General features: G+C 45.2%; 4 protein-coding genes. All 4 read left to right on the top strand.

Features of this window, described 5'->3' with window-relative positions:
- The coding region (locus tag ACVBDU_RS12745) for an IS3 family transposase (protein ID WP_447178419.1) at nucleotides 1-781 on the top strand (781 nt) is incomplete at its 5' end.
- A 486-nt stretch (nucleotides 782-1,267) separates the two neighbouring features.
- Nucleotides 1,268-1,852: an RNA polymerase sigma factor gene (locus ACVBDU_RS12740; RefSeq protein WP_447180142.1), complete on the top strand. Its 585-nt coding sequence runs from the start codon at nucleotides 1,268-1,270 to the stop codon at nucleotides 1,850-1,852.
- Nucleotides 1,853-3,736: 1,884 nt separating this feature from the next.
- The gene (locus ACVBDU_RS12735) at nucleotides 3,737-6,448 is read left to right on the top strand and encodes an outer membrane beta-barrel protein (protein ID WP_447180141.1); all 2,712 of its coding nucleotides are present in this window, start codon (nucleotides 3,737-3,739) and stop codon (nucleotides 6,446-6,448) included.
- Between the two features lie 472 nt (nucleotides 6,449-6,920).
- Entirely contained in the window at nucleotides 6,921-7,988 is a 1,068-nt protein-coding gene (locus ACVBDU_RS12730) for a FecR family protein (protein ID WP_447180140.1), read from the top strand.
- Nucleotides 7,989-8,228 lie beyond the last annotated feature (240 nt).

Genomic DNA, 8,228 nt, shown 5'->3' with positions numbered 1-8,228 from the left:
CCACCAGGAACAACTCCGGGTTAGGAATAGTGTTCTGGAAGGCGCAAGGGAGCTTCGTAAGGGCCATCCTCGGCTGGGTTGTAGGAAGCTCTATGCGGAGCTCAAGCCTACCGGGATGGGTCGGGACAAGACCGAGGCCTTATTGCTGAGTCATGGCTTTAGGTTAAAGCGCAAGCGCAACCGTTACCGTACCACTTATGGGGGGAAGCATTGGTATCCTAATCGGATCACTGATTTACAACTAACCGGGATCAACCAGCTTTGGGTGAGTGATATTACCTATATCGCTGTATCGGCTAAGAAGCCTTATTACCTGACCTTGATCCTGGATGTGTACAGTAGGAAAATCAAAGGCTGGAGTTTGTCAGCCACCCTGACCGCAGAGGATACTATAGTTGTAGCTTATAGGGAAGCCCTGGCCACGACTGCTAAAACCGAACGGAAACAACTCATATTTCATTCGGATAAAGGCAGCCAATACGTTTATAAGCGATTAGCTGAGTTACATACAGAAAATCAGGTACAGCCTAGCATGGGCGGTAAAGCCTGGGAGAATGCTCATGCAGAATCTTTAAACGGCATATTAAAAAATGAATATATCGATTTTGACCACTCCCATATCAGTTTAAAACAAGGGAGAATATTGATAAAAAAAATCGTAGAAAAGTACAATTATCAACGTCCACATGGTTCACTAAAAAATATGAAACCTGTAGAATTTGAAACCTTTGTTCAGGGGTTAACCCCTGAACAAAAACCGAGATTTAAGATTAATTATTAACCAGAAAAAAGGCAACCATATTCAGGCATGCCCAAACCTGCAACTTGAAACCTGCAACTTGAAACCTGCAACTTGAAACTTGAAACCTGGAACCCGTAACCCGTAACCCGATAGTTATGATTTTTTTTTATTATATTTGTTAAAACGATACCCCTACCTACTTTGATAAATATTTGCCGGTAACAGACACAGCCGGTTTTTCTCCAAGCAAATAGAGTACCCCTACCCATTAAGCTCCTTTTTTAGAGAAGGCGGAATTTTACGGTTTGTAAAATTCCGCTTTTACAGATCCGGAAAAGGACACTGCAATATGCGACTTTTTACGGACCGTCCCCGGATGCCGGAAACCTAACAGGGACGGGAAGTCCGTAAAACAGTACTATTTACACTTGTTGTTTATCACCGGAAATATATCTCAGAATGTTAATTTTTAGTTGTTCATTTGCTAAGTTTACTGTAAATTTAATTGGGAAATTTTAATAAATTATGGATAATTCTGACAAATCAAAAATAGACCAGGATCTTGTCCAATCCCTCAGGCAAGGCGACATCACGGCTTTTGAAACCATCTTTCACCTCCTGGAACGAAAACTTTATTATGTCATATTTTCCTATACGAAATCAGGATATGTTTCCGAAGAAATTGTCCAGGAGGTATTCATAAAGATCTGGGAGAAAAGGGAAGAACTGGATCCGTCCAGGTCCTTTGTCTCATTTATTTTTACCATGGCCAAAAACCACGCTTTTAATTATATGCGCGATGCCGCCCGGCGCAAACTTATCCGGGAAGAACTATGGGAAAATATCACCGTACAATACGAGCAGGTAGAAAGCCAGTATCTCCTCAAGGAGTACGGCGAAATCGTGGAAAAGATCATCGCAGGCCTCCCCGTCAAAAAACAATCCGTTTACAACCTGTCTAAAAAAGAGGGCAAAAGCCATGCGGAAATCGCGGAGATATTGGGAATGTCCGTCAAAAGGGTAAAAAACCACCTGTGGGAGATCTCCGAAATCATCAAAAAAGAACTACGCCCTTATATCCGGAATATCCTGTTCCTGATCATCAAATAATACGCTTCAATAACCCGCATTTCCTTACTATCCGGAGAATATCCTGCTTACCGGTTTATGACAACGGGACCTGCTATCCGAAACAGCATAAAATAATTTCTTTTCCTCCCACCCGGGACTTTCCGCTTCCTTGCGTGTATTACTATAAACACATGTAAAAATGGATTCAGTACATGACAAATTTACTATCTGTGCGTTTTTCGCATACACGGAAAAAAGTCTTGTAGCCTAAACTAAAATTAAGCTTTGTTCTCATAAATTAAATTGTTTTGAGTTAGTTGACGGACTTTTTTTCATGTGTCAGGCACGGGATTATGAGTAGGATGCCGTGTCTTTGGAATGTAAGTTATAGCTTATATTCCTGGCAACCGGGAGTGTGTTCGGACAGGGTTTTAAACATATCGTCGGGAAACATATGTTATTTATTGTGATTTGGACAGCTTTGCCGGATACACTCCCTTTTTAACTACCCCTTTAAAGAATATTAATGGATAAGGAAAGTTCAGAAAGAATTCTTGAAATAGTAAATCTGATACTCATTCTCCTGATCATTTACGTGATAGGAGAAATACTGCTGGAGATGTAATGGGAGGGGGATGGTACAATTATTAAAAAATCGTGCCGGAACCCGATAAGGAAAGGATAGAGAATTTTAAAGTGAAATAGTTGGGTGCCGGATAAAAATTATTTTTGGAACCATTTAACCGGAAAATCAGTTTGCCCTCAACTATAGGGCATCGTCATTTAGTTAGTGCCATTATAGTCCGAAATGATGTATATCCTATATCTTATTAAAAAACAAAAAGGCTCCTCCCTTGTGATGAAGGCGCCGTGCTGAGCCAAGTCGAAGTAGAGGTACTCGAGCGCAGCGATGGGGGGAGGGTTTTGAAAGCGCAAACCATAGGGATATCCCTAAATGTTAAGGCAAATACGCCAAAGTTCGGGATGGTCAAAACACCCTGTCCGGCAGGTTCATCAGAAGAAGGATGCCCTGAAAAAACTAAAAAATGAAGAAATCTGCTTAGCTAAATGACATTGTATCTAAAGGGAGCCTGATTTTCCTCGTCCCGATATTTATCGGGATGCTCCCTTCAGGGCTGGGGTAACAAATCGAGGAGGTATCGAATTTAAATTTTTATCATGCACTAAAGAGAAAAAATATAACATCAGGAGATATTAAACATACGCTTTGTTCTCATGTTTAATAGTTTTGAATTAGTACACTAACACTCTTTTGATGTCCGCACGGGGTTGTTCTGCGGCAAAAAGTCAGCCCCGTGCATTTTTCTGAGAATAGTAACAGTACATACGAAACGTTGGCTTTGGATTTGTCACTTGCTAAACGGAATAGTATAAATAACAAAACATCAGGAGAGGACCAACAGCAAAACGAACAACAAACATCATGCAACATAAAAAATAGTATAGAAAACTAACCCTGCTTATTTAAAATAAACACCCCTTTAATAACAGGTTAGTTACAGAGGTCCGGGGGAAAAGACAGAAAGGGTAGTGCCCCCGGGTTTTCTGGTTAAGTAAAAATAACAAAAGGAGCACCGGACCCCCATTGTTTTTTATAGTAGAGAGGTAAGTTAATAGTGCAATTAGTCTGTCCGATGTATTCTTTTGTAATTGCACGGGGCGGTTTTTTGGCATTGACCAGACCCCGTGCTTTTTAAATACGCATAAAATCACGGGCATTGTCCCTTGACATTTTGCTTCCCTAACGGATGGCTTGCGGTTAAACCTCCGGCCCCGAAGCCCGTCAAGGGGATTTTCCCTAAGCATGCAATGGGAATTCCGTACGTAAACAGGTAATTATTCTTTTAAATTTATGAATTTGAACGTTTTAACTCGGTTTCTGCCACTGTAAAAGTCTAAAAAATGGCCACACTTATGTTTTGGAAGAATAGCGTAGAACCAGGAAATATTTCCCGTTTTTTTATCTTTTGCTGTACGGTAACGATCTTTTTTATGTCGTTATCCGTCTGTGCACAGAAAACCGGGACCCTGACAGGCAGTGTTATGGATTCGCTCCGTAAGGAACCGGTGCCCGGGGCTACGGTGATTATTAACCGCCTGGCCGATGATACGCGGCTTGGTGCTGTGGTAACCGGAATGGAAGGGGAGTTTACCATGGAAGGATTGCCGCAACAGGATACCCTGCTGGTAGATATCCGCTACCTGGGGTATAAACCCTGGCGTGGCCTGCTTTACCTGGAAGAACCCCGTTTTGTCATGGCTCCCGTACAGTTGCAGGAAGGCACTATAGAACTCGAAGACGTTAAAGTGGAAGGCGTGCGCCTGCCCATGATCATGAAAGGGGATACGCTGGAATACAACGTAAGCGCATTTACCACCCGCCCCTATGCCGAAATAAAAGAACTGTTTAAAAAACTGCCCGGCCTGGAAATGAGCCGGGAGGGCGGTATGACCTATAACGGGCAGCGCATTTCCAAGGTGCTGGTGGATGGGCGCGAATATTTCGGGGCGGATGGGCAGATGGCCATGAATACCCTGTCGGTGGATGTGGTGGAAAAAATACAGCTTATGGATACGGACCAAGAAGAAGATCTCCGGTCCGGTAACCACGGAGAAAGAAGTAAGACCATGAACATACAACTAAAGGAAGGTTTAAAGGACTTCGGAAGTGTTAGTGCGGGTGGGGGAACAGACAGGCGATACGAGCTCATGGGGAAATATAACCGCTTCCGGGGCGAAAGCCGGCTTACCCTGCTGGGGATGGTGAATAATGTCAACGCGGTGGACTATGCCGAGGACGAGGTGATTACCCTGCTGAATGCCGGTAACGGCATTACGCGGACACTAAGGGGAGGGGTAAACTACAGCAACCGCTGGGAGAACGGCGCGGAGTTGTCCTCGGGCTATAACTACACCCGCCCCCATACCTACCAGGAATCCCTGAGGGAGCGTATACAGTTTATCGTACCGGATTCCTCCTTTGTCACCCTTTCCAATTCCAATGTTACCCGACATAGCGATGAGCACCGGGCAGATATCAATGTCACCGTTCCTTTGGATTCTTCCTCTACGCTGCAAATACAGCTCCCCGGCCTGTCCTACGGGACCACAAACAACCGGACGGTTAACCATACCCTCACCGCGGACGGGGCGCAAAACCTTGTCAACGAACAACAGAACACTTATTATACGAACGGGGAAAGTACGTCCATACCCCTGCTTTTGGGGTGGCAGAAAAAATTTGCAAAAGAGGAGGCTTACCTGAACATTACATTTTATGGAGCTTTCTCCCGGCAAAACAACGAGGACCTTAACCTGGGGAAAACTACTTTTTTCGGGGACGGGCAGGAGACCGTAAACGATATCCGGCAACAGATACTTATCGATAACTGGAGGGATAATTACACGGTTAGCATAAATTATAGATTTCCCATCTCCTGGCGGTGGATCGCTTCCTGGTATAGTATGACTTCGTATACCCGATCTTCCAATACACGGGAGACCTGGATACTGGACGAAGAGGGTACTCGACAGAGCCCGGATAGCCAGGGGACCAATGCCTTCCGATCCGAAATTCTAAACAATAATACGAACTTCTCCCTGCGTTATAAGCTGGAAAAAATAGAGTTTTCTGCCGGGGCTATACTGAACTACAACCACCTGAGTCCTTACGACAAAACCCTGGAGACCGGGATCACCCGTGATTTTGTAAACCTGGCACCGTCATTGCAGGTCAATTACAGGATCACCGATAAAAAAAGGATGGGTTTTTCCTATAACGGCAATACTTCTCCCCCGTCGGCAGAGCAGTTGCAGCCTGTGGCAGATAACAGCAACCCCCTGTTTATCGTGGAGGGGAACCCGGACCTGAAGCCGGTGTTTAACCAGATGTATGGCTTTAACTATAATGCATTGAACAGTAGGGGTAATACGTTTTTTGCTAACATTTCCTATATGTCAGTAAAAGACCAGGTGATCCATGCCATTACCTACGATGAATATGGGAGGCAGGTATCTTCCTATATCAATGTGGACGGGGTACGGGGATTGTACGGCTATCTCGGTTTTTCCACCCGAAAGCCCTTAAAGACCGGGGTGGTGGATATAAAGCTGTCCGGTAATGCCGGCTATAACCGGGACCGGAATTTTATCAACGAAGAACTGGTAAGCAGTCAACGCTGGACCCTGGCACCCAACGTACAGGCAGGCTATACTATAGAAAAACTGTTGCGGGTAGATGTAAATTATGCCCCGCAATACAACACGGTAAGCTATGACAAGGCCTCCGGGCAGGACCAGGATTTTATCATACACAACCTCAGCGGTGCCCTGGACCTCTATCCGCTGAAAAACCTGGTATGGGGAAATAAGGTAGGCTTTATCCGCAACAACAGCCTCCCCGATGATTTTGAAAAAACTTCACTCTTATGGAATATGGATATCTCCTGGCTCTTTTTAAAAGACAAGCGGGGAGAACTCAAATTCCGCGTCTTCGACCTCCTCAAACAAAACCGCAACATCAACCGTATCGCCACACAAAACTATATAGAAGATACCCAGAGTAATAATTTACAGCAATACTTTATGCTGAGCTTCGGGTATCATATCCGGTAGGAAACCTGAGGAGCCCCCTGTGGTCTCTCAATGGAATACTTCTGTGCCCATAAAACACCCCTGTGGTCCCCTCAAGGGGACAGATCTTCGGCTTTTGTAAGAAAAATTTGGGGGATGCGGGGGAGTTATATCCCGACTATTTTATAGGAACAACGGAACAACTGTCCCCTTGAGGGGACCACAGGGGTGTAAACCTCATCTCGCATACACTACCACCATAACAATAACAATACCACCCCCAACAACAAAGCCCCAAAAAAAAATTACATTTCCACCCGGGACTTTCGGAAGACTTACGTGTACTAGTAATACAAACGGAAAATATAAAACTGTCTGAGAGTTTTTTATTCCGGGACCTTTGACGGCTCCGGGTAAGCAAAAACCGGGAAGTTCCCGGGAAAGAAGGAGTTTCTATATCGATAGAACTAAAATTAACAGTAATAGTTATGCCCCATATAAAAACAACAGAAAGATGAACGGCAACCGACGCCTGGACATATTGATGAGAAAATATCGTGAGAACACGATAGCCAGGGAAGAATTTGACGAACTGATCATTTACATGGAAGACCCCCGCTGGGCACAGGATGTAAGGGAATGGATGGAAGAGCGGGAAGAAGACATGAACGAGGTAAACGACCATACTGAGGAAGAATGGAAAGCCTCCGAAGCCCGCTTCCGGAAAGTGCTGGACAGGATGAAAGAAGAAGGGAAGATAGTCTACCCGTTTCGGAAAGAACCTGCCCGGAAGGAACGGAAGGGCCGGTATAAAGTAGCAGCGGTTATCGTTGTTCTCTTCGCTTCGGCAACCGCCTTGTACTATGGTAATTTCTTTGAAAATTCGTCTTCCGTTCGGCAAATAGAAGAACTGGTAGGTACGGGGGAAAAAGCCACGGTTACCCTGGCAGACGGCACCGTAGTGCGGCTGAACTCCGGCAGTACGTTAAAGTTCCCCGAAAAATTCAGCGGGAATACACGGGAAGTCGCCCTGGCAGGTGAGGCCTTCTTTGAAGTGGCCCGCGACGGGAAAAAGCCGTTCCTGGTCAAAACCGGGAACCTGACCACCCGCGTACTGGGGACTTCCTTTAACATAAAGGCATACCGGGAAGAAGGAGAGATAGCGGTTTCCGTAGCCACCGGGAAAGTAGAAGTAGTACAAAGCAGTGTGGAAGCGGAAAATAGCGGGGAGCAGGTGTCGCAGATCATTTTGGTGCCCAACGAACAGGTAGTGTACAGGCCGGCAGACAAAAGCCTGGTAAAAAAAGAGATCGATGTTACAGGCATAACCGCCTGGAAAGACGGGGTACTGTATTTTAAAGAAGCCCCGCTTGGCGAAGTGGTAAAGACTTTGGAGCGCTGGTACGGCGTAGAGATCCGGATCAACAACCCCGAACTGGCCGAATGCCAGGTATGGGGAAAACACAAAAAAGAAACCCTGCTCAACGTCTTAAAAGCCTACGAGTATTCCCTCGGAATCACGTATAAAGTTCACCCCGACGGTAGTGTGGATATTAATGGTGAGGGATGTAAAAGTAAATAACTTGTAAGCCGGGGCTTCGGTACATTCCGGCGGAGCCGGAACACTCAGCCGCCTCTGCTCTGGCCAAACCAGAAAATGAAACCAGAAAATGAAACCAGAAACCAGAAACCTGAAACTTGAAACCTGAAACCTGAAACCTGTAATTATAACCCGAAACTAACAAACCCATATAAACAATAATCATTAATACCACCAAGCCTATGCCACAATAAACACTCCCCTTTTATAACTCACTCCAAT

This window comes from Sinomicrobium endophyticum, from assembly GCF_052983315.1.
This window is presented reverse-complemented; position numbering and strand designations above follow the sequence as displayed.

What these genes read in the sequence shown, in the direction of transcription:
- ACVBDU_RS12735 (WP_447180141.1), top strand. Translation starts at nt 3,737, where the DNA reads ATGGCCACACTTATGTTTTGGAAGAATAGCGTAGAACCAGGAAATATT.
- ACVBDU_RS12730 (WP_447180140.1), top strand. Translation starts at nt 6,921, where the DNA reads ATGAACGGCAACCGACGCCTGGACATATTGATGAGAAAATATCGTGAG.
- ACVBDU_RS12740 (WP_447180142.1), top strand. Translation starts at nt 1,268, where the DNA reads ATGGATAATTCTGACAAATCAAAAATAGACCAGGATCTTGTCCAATCC.